We start from the raw sequence: 15,991 nt of genomic DNA on the forward strand, positions 1-15,991 counted from the left end.
GCCCCTGATCTTAAAGGTGCAATGACGCAAGACGCAGTATTTCGTTTTGCGTGGTGGTTTTAGTCTCTACAATGCCCGCGACAAGGCCATTGCTCATCACCAGAATGCGGTCGGTAATCCCCAGCAGTTCCGGCATTTCGGAAGAAATAATAATGATCCCTTTGTCTTTTTTAGCCAGCTCGGCAATCAGCTGGTAGATCTCGAATTTGGCGCCGACGTCGATACCGCGCGTTGGCTCATCCAGCATCAGGATCTCCGGCTGGGTCAGCAGCCAGCGGCCTATAATGACCTTTTGCTGGTTACCACCGGAAAGCGAACCGATCTGCGTATGCTGGCCGGGGGTTTTAACGCGCATCGAGTCAATAACCCACTGGGTGTCGCTCTTCATTCGCGAGTTATCCAGCAAGCCGATGCTGTTTTTATATTTCTTAATATTGGAGATCAGCGAGTTAAAACCGATATCCAGATAGGCATAAATCCCGGTGGAGCGCCGCTCCTCGGTCACCAGTGCAAAACCGTGGTTAATCGCCTCGTTGGCGCTGTGGTTGTTGATCTTCTTACCGTGCAGGGTGATGGTGCCGCTGGCCTTCTCACGGATCCCGAACAGGGTCTCCACGATGTCGGTGCGTTTAGCGCCTACCAGGCCGGCGATACCGAGAATTTCGCCCTTATGCAGATCAAAGGAGACATCGCGAATGGAGGGTTGACGCAGCGAGGTGAGATTGCGCACCTGGAGGATCACTTCTCCCGGGGTATTTTCGCGATCCGGAAAACGCTGGTTGAGCGAGCGCCCGACCATCATGGCGATAATCTTGTCCATATCCAGCCCTTCCAGCGGCTGGGTGGCGATCCACTGGCCGTCGCGCAGGATGGTTATTTCATCGCACAGCTGGAAAATTTCTTCCATTTTATGCGAGATATAGACGATACCGCAGCCGCGATCTTTCAGCTTGCGGATGATCTTAAACAGATGGTTGACCTCTTTTTCCGTCAGCGATGACGTCGGCTCGTCCATGATGACGATTTTGGCGTCATAGGAAAACGCCTTAGCGATCTCAATCATCTGCATCTGGGATACCGATAAGGTACCGACGCGGGCGCGCGGGTCGATATCAATATCCAGCTCATCAAAAATGGCCTTGGTATCCCGGTACATTTTGTCCTGATCGACAAACATGCCTTTGGTGGGATAGCGTCCGAGCCACATGTTATCCATGACTGAACGCTGTAAAACCAGGTTTAATTCCTGATGCACCATCGATATACCGTTTTCCAGGGCTTCTTTCGCCGAATGGAAATCGATCTCTTTTCCCTGAAAAAGAATGCTACCGGAATCTTTTTGATAGATCCCAAAAAGGCATTTTAATAATGTCGATTTGCCGGCGCCGTTCTCACCCATTAACGCATGAATGGAGTGCGGACGAACCTTCAGGTTGACATTATCAAGAGCCTTGACGCCAGGAAACGATTTGTTGATGTTGGTCATTTCCAACAAATATTCGCCTGACCGTTCGCTATTATTGCTGACCATAGTTATACCTGGCTGCGTTCATGCACGCCCCGTCCGGCGCAATAACGCCAGCAGGAGTCTGGTTCTGTATCAGGAATAATCGGGCGTGGTTAAACCACGCCCGCAACTCACATCACGATTACTTGCCGGTAAACTGGCTCAGGTTGTCTTTATCGACGCCCACGTACGGTACGCGAACAATCTTGTTGTCAATTTTCCAGTTGGTGCCCGCCGCGGCTTCTTTACCTTCCGCGAGGTTTTTCGCCAGATCGAAGGTCGCTTTTGCCTGGTTGTTGGCATCGTTCAGCACGGTACCGGCCATCGCACCGGATTTCACCAGCGCCAGCGCTTCTGGCAGGGCATCGACGCCAAACACCGGAATGCTGCTCTTGTTGTGCGCTTTCAGCGCTTCAACCGCACCCATCGCCATGGCATCGTTGTTCGCGATCACTACTTCAATCTTGTTCGCATTCGGGCCGGAGAGCCAGGCGTCCATTTTGTCTTTCGCCTGCGCGGTATCCCACATGGCGGTATCCAGCTGCAGCTGCTGGGTCTTCAGACCTTTATCATTCAGCTCTTTGATAACGTAGGTGGTACGCGCTTCCGCATCCGGATGGCCCGGCTCGCCTTTCAGCAGGACGAACTGGATCTGGCCGTCTTTATTCAGATCCCAGTTCGGGTTGGCTTTCCAGTGCTTGGCGATCAGATCGCCCTGAATAATCCCCGACTCTTTCGAATCGGTACCGACGTAATAAGCCTTGTCATAACTATCCAGCGCTTTGCGGGAAGGCTCTTTGTTGAAGAACACCACCGGAATATTCTGCCCGCGCGCTTTTTCAATCACTGTTCCCGCTGCCGCCGGGTCAACCAGGTTAATCGCCAGCGCCTTCACGCCTTTCGCCAACAGCACGTCAATCTGATCGTTTTGCTTCGACTGGTCGTTCTGCGAGTCATTCATCAGCAGCTGGACGTCAGGCGCGGATTTGCCATCTTTTTCAATCGCCTTACGCACCACCGACATAAAGTTGTCGTCATATTTATAAATCGTCACGCCGATACGGGTATCTGCTGCGTGTGCGGCGGCGCCAAATAACAGACCAGCCATTACAGCAGACAGGGTAAACACCTTCTTATTCATGGAATCTCCGGTTTTATTATGCAGGGTCATTATTGTGAAAAAGTGCGGGCGGGGTTTGTTGCATTAGTGTTACCGCACAACGCATTTCACGACGAAAATTCGGTCTTCCGTGTCGGGTAACGCTCCAGAAAAATACGACTCTAAAACTCGTTTAACGCCTTGTTCCTACTTAAAAAAGTGAGGATAACCCATCACCTCGTGGTTCAGACTGGTAAACGCTGCCATCATAATCAGGCGAATGTTAATATACTGTGAATTTACTCACAAATTGAAAGCGGTTACATCCCATCACCGCTTCAGTTAGTGATCGGCCCCACAGTTTGCCGCTGGGCAACGGAATGACGGCGCACCAGCGTCGGCATAAAGCAGTGCGTTGCCTCGCGATCCAGCTTGCCGGCCGCCCCCAGCAGCGCCAGCTCGGTGGCCAGCTTTGCCATCGACATTACCGGATAGCGCACGGTAGTGAGTTGAGGATCGGTGTAACGGGAAATAGGAATATCATCAAAGCCAATCAGCGACAGATGCTGCGGCACGACAATGCCGTTGTCCTTCAGGGTCGTCAGCGCGCCGGCCGCCATGCTGTCGTTATAGGCGAATACCGCGGTGAGACCGAGATTACGCCCCAGCAGTTCGACCATCGCCGCCTCGCCGCCCTGCATATCCGGGGAGCCAGAACCGACCCAGCTGTCCGGGGCGATGATGCCCTGCTCCTGCAGCGCTTTGCTCCACCCTTCCCGGCGCATATCGTCATCTTCAATGCCGTGGTTTGAGGAGAGATAGCCGATGCGCTGGTGACCGTGATTGAGCAGCATGCGGGTGGCCATCAGCGCGCCGCTGACGTTGTCGAGCCCGACGCAGCGATGGGCAAAGCCTGGCACAATGCGGTTGATCAGCACCATTCCCGGGATATGTTGCATAAAGTCGCTCAGTTCATCATCGCTGAGCGCTTTCGAATGGACAATCAGCGCCGAGCAGCGCTGGCGGATCAGCACCTCGATGGCGTGGCGCTCTTTTTCCGCCTCGTGATAGCTGTTGCCGATCAGCACATACTTCTGATGCTGCTGGGCGACGGTATCCACCGCTTTCACCAGCGCGCCGAAGAAGGCGTCGGAGACGTCCATCACCACCACGCCGATGGTATCGCTCACCTGGGTGGCCAGCGCCTGGGCGTTGGCGTTGGGCCGGTAGCCCAGTTGGGTCACCGCTTTCATCACGGCGTCGCGCGTATCCGGACTCACCAGCGCGCTGTTGTTCAGCACCCGCGACACGGTGGCCACGGATACACCCGCCTGGCGGGCAACATCACGAATGGTGATCATACTCAGCGACCTTAAGAGAATTACAGCACGTCACATTCACCTCCTGTGCTCAGCAAGGAGGCTATTCTGGCAGCGACCCGCGGTCCGCTACGTGAGTGAGGTCACACGGCTGGAAACGTTTACATCCGTTTTGTTAATGATTGTGATCGAGATCGTTATCTGGATGTGTCTTTCAATGATGTGCCTGACGCACGCAGGGTTAACTGACGCCACAGCCATTCCACCGGCCCCTGGCGGAAGCGGCGCAGCCACAGCGATGAGACAAGGAGGTTAACGGCCCAGATGGGGGGAACAAAGGCCAGCAGCTGCAGACGATCGAAGCGCATAAACAGCCCGAGATGATAAAACAGGGTGGTGCAGATCAGGGTCTGCAACAGGTAGTTGGTCAGCGCCATGCGTCCGACGCAGGCGATAGCGCCCACCAGGCGGAAACGGCACAGCTGCGGCCAGTAGCCCCAGGCCAGCGAGGCATAGCCGATCGCCTGTAAGGGGGCGCTCAGTTCGCGCGGCGCCTGCAGCAAAAACGCGCACCAGCGATAGTCCCAGGCCAGATACCACTGGGCGAATATTGCCGGCAGATTTACCGCCATGCCGGCAACCACCAGCAGGGCACCCGTGCGCCGGTAGCGACGCAGACTGAACTGCCCTTTGAGCCAGCCGCTGCGCATTAGCGCCGCGCCCATCAGCATCATCCCCGCCAGCTGCCAGCCATACTGGGCGCCCAGCGCCAGCAGATTGTCCGATAGCATATCCGCCCGGTTGCTGACCGCCTCCATGCCGCCGTGCAGCTTCCAGTACTGCTCATACTGCAGGTTCGCCGCATCCGGCACCCAGGAGCGATTCGCCGCCGTCCCGGAGATGACTCCCAGCAGGACCAGCACCGCAATGCCGATGAGGTAGAGCACCACCCCGGTATTGAACAGCGATTTGACATGGTGCGCCTCACGCACCATGCGCCAGCTCACCAGCCCCACCAGGGCGTAGGCCAGCAGAATGTCGCCATCCCAGAAAAAAAGACCGTGAATGAAACCGAGCAGCGCCAGCAGCGTCAGCCGCGACTGGATCCAGCGCTTCCCTCGCGGGAGCAATAGCTGCAGACCGGCGCCAAACAGCAACGCGAACAGGGTGAGAAACTTCACCTGCGCCAGCAGGTCGAGGAGTGCCCACGTCCAGGCATCGCTGAGGGTCGCGCTTCCTGACCAGGCGGGATTGAGGTAAGCGGCCTTCGGCAAGCCGAAGGCGCTGATATTGAGAAGCAGGATACCGAGGATGGCGACGCCGCGGACAAAGTCCAGCGTGACATTTCTCTCCATGTACCCTGCTCCGTTTTAGTTGTGGTGACGTACTGCGCGCAGGAATTCCTGGCGGGTATTCTGGCTGGATTTAAACAGGCCGCCGAGAGAGGTGGTGGTGGTGGCGCTGGTCGCATCGCGAATGCCGCGCGCCTTCACGCAGTAATGCACCGCGTCAATGGATACCGCCACGTTGCTGGTGCCGAGCAGCGTCTGCAGCGCGATCAGGATCTGCTGGGTCAGACGCTCCTGGACCTGCGGACGCTGAGCGAAAAACTGCACGATGCGGTTGATTTTCGACAGGCCGATCACCGCATCTTTCGGGATATAGGCTACTGTCGCTTTACCATCGATGGTGACGAAATGGTGTTCGCAGGTGCTGGTCAGGGTGATATCGCGCACGGTAACCATTTCATCAACCTTCATTTTGTTTTCAATGACGGTGATTTTCGGGAAGCGGGAGTAATCCAGCCCGGAGAAGATCTCATCGACATACATTTTGGCGATGCGATGCGGGGTCTCCATCAGACTGTCATCACTCAGATCCAGATTCAGCAGTTGCATAATCTCGGTCATATGACCGGTAATCAAACGCTTGCGTGTTTCGTTATCAATTTCTTGTACTGGCGCACGCATCGGCGTCTCCAGCCCACGAGCGACCAGCGCTTCATGAACGAGGACGGCTTCTTTACTCAGTGATGACATTTGGGTTTCTCCTGCAGGTGTGGCGCTCTTTGCTTTTTCTGGGGGCAAAGTTTGTATTCATTGTGCGTGAGGTGGCGCACAGAATCCAGTAGCCGTAACGATAATTATTGAAATTGGCGCTGCCTTTTATTAGGGCCTGAAGCCGCGCCTCAGGCGCGGCGCCAAATCCTTATCGCCGAATCCGGAATGATCTAACCGCTGTACGCATCCATAAGCGCCATCGCTACACCGGCATGTTGGCTATAAGTTGCATTAATGATGCAGTAAGTTCTCAAAAGGAGAAAGTGAAAGTTACTCACCGGCTAATGAAATATCTGTATTATGAACGTTTACGCGCACCCCCCTTTCGAGGAGCCTTGCATGGAACTGCTTGAAGAGCATCGCTGTTTTGACGGTCGGCAACAACGCTGGCGTCATCACTCCCCTGTCCTGAACTGCGCCATGACGTTCAGCATTTTTTTACCGCCTGAGCGCGAAACGCCGCCGCCGGTACTGTACTGGCTGTCCGGGCTAACCTGTAACGACGAAAACTTTACCACCAAGGCGGGCGCCCAGCGCATTGCCGCTGAGCTGGGCATCGCGCTGGTGATGCCGGATACCAGCCCGCGCGGTGATGAGGTCGCCAACGATGATGGATACGATCTGGGGCAAGGAGCCGGCTTCTACCTGAATGCCACCGAGGCGCCGTGGGCGGCGCACTATCGGATGTATGATTATCTGCGCGATGAACTGCCCGCGCTGATCCGTAGCGAGTTTAGCGTCGGCGAACGCTGCGCCATCAGCGGCCATTCGATGGGCGGTCACGGCGCGCTGGTAATGGCGCTCAAAAATCCGGGCCGCTACGCCAGCGTCTCCGCCTTTGCGCCGATCGTCAATCCCGGCCAGGTGCCGTGGGGCAAGAAAGCGTTTACCGCCTATCTGGGCGCGGATGAATCGACATGGCAGTCGTGGGACAGCTGCGCGCTGATGCAGGCCAGCCAGCCGGCTGACGCCGTGCCGACGCTGATCGACCAGGGCGATAACGATCCGTTCCTCGCCGGGCAATTACAGCCGGCCGTACTGGCGGAAACCGCCCGCCAGAAGGCCTGGCCGTTAACGCTGCGTATCCAGCCTGGCTACGACCACAGCTATTACTTCATTGCCTCGTTTATTGAAGACCATCTGCGCTTCCATGCGCAGCATCTCTTTGCCTAAACGCCACTGCGCCGCGAAGCAGCTTCGCGGCGCATGCTCAGGCCCGCAGGCCACGTTTTAGTGCCGACGATCAGAAGCGATAATCCGCCGCCATAAAGTAGCGACGGCCCTCTTCGGTGTAGCTGTAGTCGTCCCGGCTCAGATCTTTATCACCCACGTTCTGCACCCCGGAGCGCAGTTTCACGTTTTTGGTCACCTGCCATGCCGCGCCAACGTCAAACAGGGTGTAGCCGCCCGGCGTTTTGCCGGTGGCGCTTACCGCGCGTTGCTGGCCGGTATAGTTGGCCGTCACGTAGAAGGACCAGTCGTCCAGCGGTTTCCAGTCAAGCGTGCCGTTGGCGGTATGGAACGGCAGCGTCTGCAGCGGTTTGTCGCCGCCATTGCTCAGATCGCGGCCATCGTTATAGGTGTAGTTCATCGTCAGCTTCCACTCATCGCCAAACGGGATCTTCACCTCCGTCTCCACCCCTTTGATGCGGGCTTTGTTGACGTTGAAATAGCGGAAGATCGGCACGCGCTTGCCGTTGACGGTTTTCCAGCCGACAAAGTTCGGGTAGCCCGGCGCTTCGCTGGCGCTGGAGGTGCGCAGAACATCGATCATATCGTCGACATTATTCTGGAAGGTGGTGATGCTGCCTTCAACATCCTGCAGCCAGCCCTCTTCCCCACGGTAGTAGAGACCGAGCTCGAAACTTTCACTGGTTTCCGGTTTCAGGTCCGGGTTACCGATGATGCTGCACGACCCGCGGCAGGAGTTGGTGGTCCAGTCGGGGTTAAGCTGCAGCAGCGACGGGGCTTTAAACGCCGTCGCCCAGCCGCCTTTGACGGTGACGGTATCGGTGGCGTTATACACCAGATAGGCGCGTGGGCTCCAGTGATCGCCATAGGTCTGATGGTCGTCCATACGAATGCCGGTGGTCAGCGCCAGCGGCTCGATGATGCGCCATTCGTCTTCGATAAACAGGGCGTACTGACTGGCGGAGGTCGACTGGCCGCCACTGCTCAGGTTGACCGGATCTTTGAGTTTATCGTGGCGCCATTCGCCGCCGAAGGTCACCAGCTGGTTAATCATGTCCAGCGGCAGGACATACTTGCCGTCGATGGCATTGCTTTCCGAGGTGATGGTCCCGTTCTGCCCCGGATTTTTGTTATCCACCTTTTCGCCGTAGAACTTGAGCTCGCTGTTACCCATATCCCAGCGGCCATTATGGCTCAGGGAGTAGTTCTCACGCTCAAGGCGGTTGCGGTCAAGGGAATCGGAATCACGATCCTGACGGTCAAAGCCATAGCCCGCCGTAAAATCATGGTTTTCGCCCGGCGTCCAGGCGAATTCAACATTGCCATCGCGGCTGGTGAAGCCCTCGATGCGCGGCGTCTCGCCGGTGGCGCTGCTGGAAGACTGCGGATCGTCCTTGGCGCGTTTTGCCAGGCTGCCGTAGGCCTTCATCCCGAGCACGCCGTCGATCAGCGGACCGCTGGTGAAGAACTGGCCGTTCCAGGTATCACCGCGGTCGCGGTGTTCCTGAATGGTGGTATCGGCGCTCAGCGTCCCGGTCCATTTCTGGCCGATTTTTTTGGTAATAATGTTGACCACGCCGCCGAGCGCATCGGAACCGTAAAGGGAGGACATCGGGCCGCGCACCACCTCGATACGTTCGATGGCATCCACAGGGATCCAGTTCAGGTCGAAGTCATTGTGGCGGAAGACGGCGTTGCGGGAGTTGACGCGTTTCCCGTCGACGAGGATCAGGGTATAGCTGCTGCTCAGACCGCGAATGCTGACGCCCTTGCGGTTATCTCCTTCGTTAGTGAGCTGGACCCCAGGGACATCGCGCAGTACGTCTTTCAGGTTCTGGACGGGCTTACGTTGTAAATCCTGCTGGGTGATGACGCTGATGCTCGCCGGCGCGTCTTTGACGCTCTGTTCAGTGGCCGAGGCGGTCACCACCAGCGTTTCTTCATTTACATCGGCGAGAGCCGGAAACGCCAATGATACGACGGACGCAGACAATCCCGCCCGGATAAAAGGGTTTAACCTGAACATTCCAAATCTCCATGAGGTGTACAACCAAACAAACAAAAAGGTGCTGCTCACACGCGCTGGCGGCCTGTCGCTCTGTCGGCGACATGCTCGCGCTGTTTTCTCGTCGATGTGGCTGGTCGCCCGATGTCAGTCTGACCCAATGGCAGAGACGGGGAGTGGCTTCATCCGTAATGGGCGAAAATGATAAAGATAATGATTACGATTATCAATATAATTATGAAGAATTGTGTCAAGCTGTAACCGTGCGGACATAAAAAAAGCCCTCTTTTCAGAGGGCTTTTATCGCACAATTGCGAAGATTAACGCTTAAAGCGGTCCGGGAAGGTCATTTCGCTGTAGCGAACAAAGCGGGTGCCTTTCGCCAGCTTGTAACCAAACCAGATGACGAGGAACAGCGGAATACCGATGTAGGTCGCCGCCACGCCGCCCCAGTCAATGGTGTCCTTGAGGAACGCTTCGTAGTTCTGTCCGAGGGTGATGATCAGGCACAGCACGAAGGCGAAGATCGGCCCCAGCGGGAAGAACCCAGAACGATACGGCAGATTATTAATATCGTTACCCTGCATGACGTAGCCGCGACGGAAACGATAGTGGCTGATCGCAATACCCAGCCAGGCGATAAAGCCGGTCATCCCGGAGGTGTTCAGCAGCCACAGGTACACCGTCTGGTTGCCGAACATGGACGTCAGGAAGCACAGCGCCGCGATAACAGTGGTCGCGTACAGCGCGTTGCGCGGCACGCCGCCACGCGACAGCTTCGAGAAAATACGCGGCGCTTTGCCGTCGCAGGCCAGGGTGTACAGCATACGCGTGGAAGCGTACATCCCGGAGTTACCGGCCGACAGAACGGCAGTCAGGATAACCGCGTTCATGATCGCCGCCGCCGACAGCAGACCAGCATGCTGGAAGACCAGCGTGAACGGGCTGACGGAGATATCCTTCACGTCGTTGCGCAGCAGGCTCGGGTCGGTGTACGGAATGATCAGGCTGATAATCAGAATGGCGAAAACGTAGAACAGCAGGATACGCCAGAAGACCTGGCGCACCGCGCGCGGGATGTTCTTCTCCGGATCCTCAGACTCACCGGCCGCGATGCCGATAAGCTCAGTGCCCTGAAAGGAGAAGCCGACAATCATCGCCACGCCGATCATCGCCGAGAAACCACCGGCGAATGGCGCATCCGCGATCCCCCAGTTGCTCCAGCCAGTGGGCTGCGACCCTTTGAAGATGCCGACAATCATCATCACGCCGACAATAATAAAGATAATGACGGTGGCGACTTTGATCAGCGAGAACCAGTATTCCGCCTCGCCAAAGCCGCGCACCGAGATCCAGTTCAGCAGGAACATAATGCCAAGGAACAAGGCGCTCCAGATCCAGCCCGGGGTATCAGGGAACCAGTAGCTCATCACCAGTTGCGAAGCCACGAGGTCAACGGCGATCGTCACCGCCCAGTTGTACCAGTAGTTCCAGCCCAGCGCGAAGCCGAAGCCTTCTTCAACATAATTCTGGCCGTAGGTGGCGAAGGAACCGGACACCGGCATAAACGCCGCCAGCTCGCCCAGGCTGGTCATCAGGAAATAGACCATCAAACCGATCAGAATATAAGACAGCAGCGCCCCGCCGGGACCTGCTTGCGAAATGGTTGCGCCAGAGGCAACAAAAAGACCCGTACCGATGGAACCGCCAATGGCGATCATGGTCAAGTGGCGCGCCTTCAGTTCACGACGTAGCGTGGGCGCTTCTGTGGTTTTAGTTTCCGAAACCATGTGATAATGCTATCCATCCAAAAAATGAGGCGCGATTGTAGCAGACGATCGGGGTTCCATCCGGTACAAATGCAAAGTTATAAGAGAGCTTCATGATCGCCCGCAAATTATTAGTAAAGCACTAACCTGCGGAATTGCCAGCGAATTCCCCCCGTTATGAGGCGTAAAAACCGGGTGCTACACCTGGCAATATTGCAGAAAACGTTGTAATGCTTTGGAAATATGCTTCTGCCGATGATGGATCCGCCACAGCGTGCGCGTCAGCCGGGGCAATGGCACTTTCAGCTCCGCCAGCGTGCCCGAGGCCAGCTGTTCGGCAATCACCCGGCGCGATAAACAGCTGATGCCCAGGCCATGCCGGACGGCGTGCTTGATCGCCTCCGAATTGCCCAGCTCCATGCCCATATGAAACGCCGGCAGATGCGACAGCAGTACATAATCGACAATCTCCCGGGTACCGGACCCATGCTCGCGCAGGATCCACGGCGCCTCAGCCAGTTGCTGCAGGGTCACCTCCCCCGCCAGCAGCGGCGAATCAGGCGCAGCAAACACCACCAGCTCATCTTCCAGCCACGGCTCGGCAATGATGTCGGCGGCATGGCACGGCCCCTCAATCAGACCGAAATCCACCCGCAGGTCGGCGACGGCGTTGATCACATCCAGGCTGTTGCCGACGCTCAATTCCACCGGCAGTTCCGGGAAGTCATGGCGATAACGGGCGATGATCTCCGGCATAATATAGTTGCCGATGGTGCTGCTGGCGTAGACCCGGATCGCCCCGTTATCGCCGCGAAACAGCTGTTCGATCTCCAGCGCCCGCTCCAGTAGCGCCAGCGCACGCGGGTACAGCAGCCGTCCGTGCTCATTCACCACCAGTCGTTTACCGACGCGGTCAAACAGCTGCACGCCGAGCTGCCCTTCCAGATCGGTCAGCGCGGCGCTGACCGCAGATTGCGAAAGCGCCAGCATCTGTGACGCCTGAGTGGTTGACCCACTCTTATGGACTTCGGCGAACACTTCCAACTGCCGCAGCGTAATATGCATAACCCACCCGTTTAGTAATCCAACCTGAATAACCTTCCTTACTATGGTGACACAAATCGAGGCGGCTGAAGGAAGGAAAATCCGCTTATGTCACAAAATCATCGTCTTGCCGGGAAACCGCCCCGCTTTCGCCGCATCGCTCCCCTGCCCCCTTGTCAGCGACGATGCGGTCCTTAACCACTTATTACGATTGATTATAAACATATAATCAATTTTATATTTAACCGCGCGCGGCGTAACCTTTAGGCAGACAAAGGAGAAGGTTATGACAGCACTCACTTTACCCACCAAACATCGTTCCCTGTGGCATTTTGTCCCAGGCCTGGCGCTGACCGCCGCGCTGACCGGCGCCGCCCTGTGGGCCGGGAGTTTCCCGGCCATCGCCGGCGCAGGCTTTAGCGCCCTGACCCTCGCTATCCTGTTCGGAATGGTCGTCGGCAACACGGTCTACCCGAAAATCTGGCAGCCCTGCGACGGCGGGGTGATCTTCGCCAAGCAGCACCTGCTGCGCCTGGGGATCATCCTCTACGGCTTCCGCCTGACGTTCGCCCAGATTGCCGACGTCGGCGTGAGCGGTATTTTGATTGACGTTCTGACGCTCTCCAGTACCTTTTTCATCGCCTGCTTCCTTGGCCAGAAAGTGTTTGGTCTCGACAAACACACCAGCTGGCTGATCGGCGCCGGCAGCAGCATCTGCGGCGCGGCGGCTGTGCTCGCCACCGAGCCGGTGGTCAAAGCCGAAGCCAGTAAAGTGACGGTCGCCGTCGCCACGGTGGTTATCTTCGGTACCATCGCCATCTTCCTCTACCCGGCGATGTACCCGCTGCTGGCGCACTGGTTTACTCCGGAGACCTACGGGATCTATATGGGTTCCACCATGCATGAAGTGGCGCAGGTGGTTGCCGCCGGCCATGCGGTCAGCCCGGACGCCGAGAACGCGGCGGTTATCGCCAAAATGCTGCGCGTCATGATGCTGGCTCCGTTCCTGCTGTTCCTGGCGGCGCGTGTTAAACAGCTGACCCCGGCAGGCAACGGCGAGAAAAGCAAAATCACCATTCCGTGGTTCGCGATTATGTTCATCCTGGTGGCGGTGTTTAACTCCTTCCATCTGCTGCCGAAAGCCGTGGTGGATATGCTGGTGACGCTGGATACCGTTCTGCTGGCGATGGCAATGGCCGCCCTCGGGGTCACCACTCACGTCAGCGCGCTGAAAAAAGCCGGGGCGAAACCGCTGCTGATGGCGCTGATGCTGTTCGTCTGGTTGATTGTCGGCGGCGGGGTCATTAACGTCGCTATCCACAGCCTGATGGCATAAAGCACTACATCTTTCTCCAGTTAAGCCGCTATCATTACCCACCCCCCAGCGGCTTTAACTGGAGTTTTTTTATGAAATACGTAGGAGCGCACGTGAGCGCCTCAGGTGGACTGGCCAATGCCGCCATTCGCGCCGCCGAAATCGAAGCAACCGCCTTCGCCCTCTTCACCAAAAACCAGCGCCAGTGGCGCGCCGCGCCGCTCAACGACGAAACCATCGCCGAATTCAAAGCCGCCTGCGAAAAGTATCACTTTGGCCCCGGGCAGATCCTGCCGCACGACAGCTACCTGATTAACCTCGGCCATCCGGTGGAAGAGGCGCTGGAAAAATCCCGTGATGCCTTCATTGATGAGATGACCCGCTGCCAGCAGCTGGGGCTGACGCTGCTCAACTTCCACCCCGGCAGTCATCTGCAGCAGATCCCGGAGGAGGCGTGCCTGGCGCGCATCGCCGAATCGATCAATATCGCGCTGGCGAAGACCGAAGGCGTCACCGCGGTGATCGAAAACACCGCCGGCCAGGGCAGCAACCTCGGCTTTAAGTTCGAGCACCTCGCGGCGATTATCGACGGCGTGGAAGATAAATCCCGCGTCGGCGTCTGCATCGATACCTGCCACGCGTTCGCTGCCGGCTATGACCTGCGCAGCGCCGAAGCCTGCGAGAAGACCTTTGCCGACTTCGAGCGTATCGTCGGCTTCCAGTATCTGCGCGGCATGCACCTGAATGATGCCAAGAGTACGTTTGGCAGCCGCGTTGACCGTCACCATAGCCTTGGCGAAGGCAACATTGGCCACGACTGCTTCCGCTGGATCATGCAGGACAGCCGCTTCGACGGCATTCCACTGATTCTGGAAACCATCAACCCGGATATCTGGGCGGAAGAGATTGCCTGGCTGCGGGCACAGCAGATCGCCGAAGTGGCGTAAAACAGAGACAAAAAAAGGGCCGAACAATCGGCCCTTTTTTATTACGGTAAGATTATGCCGCTTTTTCGACGTCCACTACCTGCGCTTCCGGGCGTTTCAGCACCGCGTAGGAGAGGCCCGCCACCAGCGTCCCGGCAACAATCGCCAGCAGGTAGCCCAGCACCGGCGTAATCGCTCCCGGGATCAGCAGGACAAACAGACCGCCGTGCGGCGCCATCAGTTTTGCGCCAATCGCCATCGAGATAGCGCCGGTTACCGCGCCGCCGACGATGCAGCAAGGCAGCACGCGCATCGGGTCACGGGCGGCAAAAGGAATCGCCCCTTCAGAGATAAAGCACAGGCCGAGAACCAGCGCGGCTTTCCCCCCTTCACGCTGCCCTTTGTCGAACTTATTGCGGGCAACCAGCGTCGCGATACCCATCGCCAGCGGAGGCACCATACCGGCCGCCATGATCGCCGCCATCGGCGCGTAGGTCTGGGTACTCAGCAGGCCCACGCCAAAGGCATAAGCCGCTTTATTCACTGGCCCGCCCATGTCGGTACACATCATCGCGCCGAGGATTGCGCCCAGCAGAACCGCGTTCGCGGTGCCCATGGTTTGCAGCCAGTGGGTCAGCCAGGCGAGAATACCGGCTACCGGTTTACCGATCAGGTAGATCATCGCCAGACCCACGATCAGGCTGGAGACCAGCGGAATGATCAGGATTGGCTTCAACGCTTCCATACTCTGCGGCAGTTTCAGCTTCGTGCTGATGGCTTTCGCCACGTAACCGGCAAGGAAACCAGCAATGATCCCGCCAATAAAGCCGGAGCCGCCGCTGACCGCCAGCATACCGCCGATAAGACCCGGGGTCAGGCCCGGACGGTCGGCAATGGAGAAGGCGATAAAGCCTGCCAGCACCGGTACCATCAGCGCGAAGGCCGAGCCGCCGCCGATCTGCATCAGCGCCGCCGCCAGGGTGTCTTTCACTTCAAACGCTTTGATCCCGAAGGCAAAGGAGAGCGCAATACACAGGCCCCCGGCCACCACCATCGGCAGCATGTAGGAGACGCCGGTCAACAGGTGGCGGTAGGCGCCCGCCGACTCTTTTTTCCCTTCGCCAGCAGCCTGAGGTTTACCGGACGGCTGGTACGGTTTGGCTTCGGCCACCGCTTTATCCAGCTCCTGGGCGGTTTTCTTCAGCGCCAGACCGGTGGTGGTGCGATACATTGGCTTACCGGCGAATTTCGCCAGGTCCACCTCGATATCGGCAGCGACGATCACCAGATCCGCCTCGGCCACCTCTTCCGGGGTGATGGCATTGCCAGCCCCGACGGAGCCGCGGGTTTCCACCTTCACCCACCAGCCGCGTTTTTTGGCTTCGGTTTCGATGGCTTCTGCCGCCATAAAGGTATGAGCAACGCCGGTCGGGCAGGCCGTGACCGCGACAATACGTTTCGGTCCGCCGGTAGCCGCCGGGGCCGCGTACGGCGTTGCGTGACCTTTGGCTTCGCTGAGGAACAGCTCCGGGTGCGCCACGGCGCGATTAATATCGCCAAGGTAGACCTGTTTGCCGTTCAGCGCGCTGTCGGTGGGCAGCGCCGCGCCCAGCACAATCACCAGTTCGGCGTCGTTCGGGTTATCAATCAGTTCAAGGTGCGCTTTAGGCGCTGCCGCTCCCAGCAGGGTTTTCGCCATATAGGCGCGCGCCTGTCCGAGTCCGGCATCAATAATCAGCAGCGTTTTCATTATGCC

General features: G+C 57.6%; 12 protein-coding genes. 3 read left to right on the forward strand and 9 right to left on the reverse strand.

What is annotated here, in order from left to right:
• Window positions 1-10 precede the first annotated feature (10 nt).
• The 5 genes from mglA to folE all read right to left on the reverse strand — a co-directional run bounded on the left by mglA (window position 11) and on the right by folE (window position 5,964).
• Entirely contained in the window at window positions 11-1,531 is a 1,521-nt protein-coding gene (gene mglA, locus SPE70_RS18240) for a galactose/methyl galactoside ABC transporter ATP-binding protein MglA (protein WP_008804029.1), read from the reverse strand.
• A 118-nt stretch (window positions 1,532-1,649) separates the two neighbouring features.
• Window positions 1,650-2,648: a galactose/glucose ABC transporter substrate-binding protein MglB gene (gene mglB / locus SPE70_RS18245; RefSeq protein ID WP_008804028.1), complete on the reverse strand. Its 999-nt coding sequence runs from the start codon at window positions 2,646-2,648 to the stop codon at window positions 1,650-1,652.
• Between the two features lie 296 nt (window positions 2,649-2,944).
• The gene (gene galS, locus SPE70_RS18250) at window positions 2,945-3,967 is read right to left on the reverse strand and encodes an HTH-type transcriptional regulator GalS (protein ID WP_012967553.1); all 1,023 of its coding nucleotides are present in this window, start codon (window positions 3,965-3,967) and stop codon (window positions 2,945-2,947) included.
• Window positions 3,968-4,122: 155 nt separating this feature from the next.
• Window positions 4,123-5,280, reverse strand: a complete 1,158-nt coding sequence (gene yeiB / locus SPE70_RS18255) for a DUF418 domain-containing protein YeiB (RefSeq protein ID WP_022064814.1) — start codon at window positions 5,278-5,280, stop codon at window positions 4,123-4,125.
• Window positions 5,281-5,295: 15 nt separating this feature from the next.
• Complete coding sequence (gene folE, locus SPE70_RS18260) at window positions 5,296-5,964, reverse strand: GTP cyclohydrolase I FolE (protein ID WP_008804025.1); 669 nt, start codon at window positions 5,962-5,964, stop codon at window positions 5,296-5,298.
• A gap of 360 nt (window positions 5,965-6,324) precedes the next feature.
• On the opposite strand from folE, the gene fghA reads away from it, so the two are divergent.
• Window positions 6,325-7,158, forward strand: coding sequence for an S-formylglutathione hydrolase (fghA, locus tag SPE70_RS18265; protein ID WP_008804024.1), 834 nt, complete (start codon window positions 6,325-6,327; stop codon window positions 7,156-7,158).
• A 70-nt stretch (window positions 7,159-7,228) separates the two neighbouring features.
• Here fghA and cirA read toward each other — a convergent pair whose 3' ends face one another.
• The 3 genes from cirA to yieE all read right to left on the reverse strand — a co-directional run bounded on the left by cirA (window position 7,229) and on the right by yieE (window position 12,015).
• Window positions 7,229-9,202 (reverse strand): catecholate siderophore receptor CirA, encoded by a 1,974-nt coding sequence (gene cirA / locus SPE70_RS18270; RefSeq protein ID WP_064170379.1) that lies wholly within the window; start codon window positions 9,200-9,202, stop codon window positions 7,229-7,231.
• A 299-nt stretch (window positions 9,203-9,501) separates the two neighbouring features.
• Window positions 9,502-10,971 carry an amino acid permease gene (locus tag SPE70_RS18275; protein WP_008804022.1) on the reverse strand — a complete coding sequence of 490 codons (1,470 nt, stop codon included), beginning with the start codon at window positions 10,969-10,971 and terminating at the stop codon, window positions 9,502-9,504.
• A 177-nt stretch (window positions 10,972-11,148) separates the two neighbouring features.
• Entirely contained in the window at window positions 11,149-12,015 is an 867-nt protein-coding gene (yieE, locus tag SPE70_RS18280) for a DNA-binding transcriptional regulator YeiE (RefSeq protein WP_008804021.1), read from the reverse strand.
• 265 nt (window positions 12,016-12,280) lie between these two features.
• On the opposite strand from yieE, the gene SPE70_RS18285 reads away from it, so the two are divergent.
• Entirely contained in the window at window positions 12,281-13,330 is a 1,050-nt protein-coding gene (locus SPE70_RS18285; RefSeq protein WP_002912935.1) for a YeiH family protein, read from the forward strand.
• 71 nt (window positions 13,331-13,401) lie between these two features.
• Window positions 13,402-14,256: a deoxyribonuclease IV gene (nfo, locus tag SPE70_RS18290; protein ID WP_032755020.1), complete on the forward strand. Its 855-nt coding sequence runs from the start codon at window positions 13,402-13,404 to the stop codon at window positions 14,254-14,256.
• A gap of 52 nt (window positions 14,257-14,308) precedes the next feature.
• Here nfo and fruA read toward each other — a convergent pair whose 3' ends face one another.
• Complete coding sequence (gene fruA, locus SPE70_RS18295; RefSeq protein ID WP_064170378.1) at window positions 14,309-15,985, reverse strand: PTS fructose transporter subunit IIBC; 1,677 nt, start codon at window positions 15,983-15,985, stop codon at window positions 14,309-14,311.
• Window positions 15,986-15,991: the final 6 nt, after the last annotated feature.

The organism is Klebsiella sp. ZJOU C1 (assembly GCF_035620215.1).
Taxonomy (GTDB): Bacteria; Pseudomonadota; Gammaproteobacteria; order Enterobacterales; family Enterobacteriaceae; genus Klebsiella; species Klebsiella variicola.